The organism is Leisingera coralii (genome assembly GCF_049056525.1).
GTDB lineage: Bacteria > Pseudomonadota > Alphaproteobacteria > Rhodobacterales > Rhodobacteraceae > Leisingera > Leisingera coralii.
In genome coordinates this window covers 1-1,039 of record NZ_JBHUPT010000042.1, presented here as the reverse complement: position 1 = coordinate 1,039, position 1,039 = coordinate 1, and the positions used below count along the sequence as shown (strand labels likewise).

Annotated in this window: 2 protein-coding genes; one reads left to right on the top strand and one right to left on the bottom strand. The window is 65.1% G+C overall.

The features are described 5' to 3' along the window. Positions 1-203 precede the first annotated feature (203 nt). On the top strand, positions 204-779 hold the full coding sequence (locus ACFMBG_RS14905; protein WP_421055486.1) for an MOSC domain-containing protein: 576 nt from the start codon (positions 204-206) through the stop codon (positions 777-779). Positions 780-850: 71 nt separating this feature from the next. Here ACFMBG_RS14905 and ACFMBG_RS14900 read toward each other — a convergent pair. Next, positions 851-1,039, bottom strand: a 189-nt coding sequence (locus ACFMBG_RS14900) for a hypothetical protein (RefSeq protein WP_421055487.1), incomplete at its 5' end; no start/stop codon positions are given.

Genomic DNA, 1,039 nt, shown 5'->3' with positions numbered 1-1,039 from the left:
GCAAAGCTGCCCGCCGCGGCCCCCGCCCGGATCGGATCGCCAAGGCGATCCGATCCGCAGGCGCGCTGCGCCTGCGCTGGTTCCGGGGTGTTGCCTCCGGCCTGGGGGCGGGGGGCTCCCCGGCTGGCCGTTCCCGGGTGGCAGCTGCGGGAAAAGCCGGTAAGGTCCGCTCCACAGGAAAAATTCATTTAAGGAGAACCGGAATGCCGGTATTGCGCGACAGCGGTTTCAGCGGCGAAATCATTTGGCTGGGCAGCGTCCCGGCAGGGGCCGGGCTGCAGGCGGTTCCCTCGGACAGGCTGGCGCTCGGTTTCGGCGGAATTGCGGGGGCGCGCCATGAGGGCGAAAACCGGGCCTCCTGCGTGCGGGTCCGCAATCTCTATCCGGAAGGCACCGAAATCCGCAACGTGCGCCAGCTCACGATCCTGTCGGAAGAGGAACTGGCGCTGATCGCGGCGGACATGGGGATGGAGCGGATCGATCCTGCCCATCTGGGCGCCACCGCAGTGCTGCGCGGCATCCCGGATTTCACCTTTGTGCCGCCGTCCTCGCGCCTGCAGGGGCCGGACGGGGCGACCTTGACCGTGGATATGGAAAACCGCCCCTGCGTGCTGCCAGGCCGGGAGATCGAAAAGGGCCATGCGGGCTTTGGCGCCCGGTTCAAGCCGGCCGCACAGAATCGACGGGGAATCACCGCCTGGGTGGAGCGCCCCGGAACCCTGTCCCTGGGTGCCAGACTCACCCTCTTAGTGCCGGATCAGCGCGCCTGGGCACCCTGACATCCCTCTTTTAAGGGAATGCGTTTCCTTTAAGGAACCGGGAGCGGCGCGGGGAAAGAGCCCACGCCGCTTCAAGGCAGGATAATGTCGGAAATCACGCGCGTGTTTTGCCGCATATTGGCTAAGTCTATCGCGAAACCGGCATCCTTGTGCCGGCGATCGTATGCAAACTCAGCAGGAACCTTGCCATGAGCTACAAGAGTGACATTGAGATCGCGCGGGAAGCGCAGAAGAAGCCGATCCAGGAGATTGGTGCGAAG

Coding starts and splice junctions, on each gene's coding strand:
- ACFMBG_RS14905 (WP_421055486.1), top strand. CDS start 204: ATGCCGGTATTGCGCGACAGCGGTTTCAGCGGCGAAATCATTTGGCTG.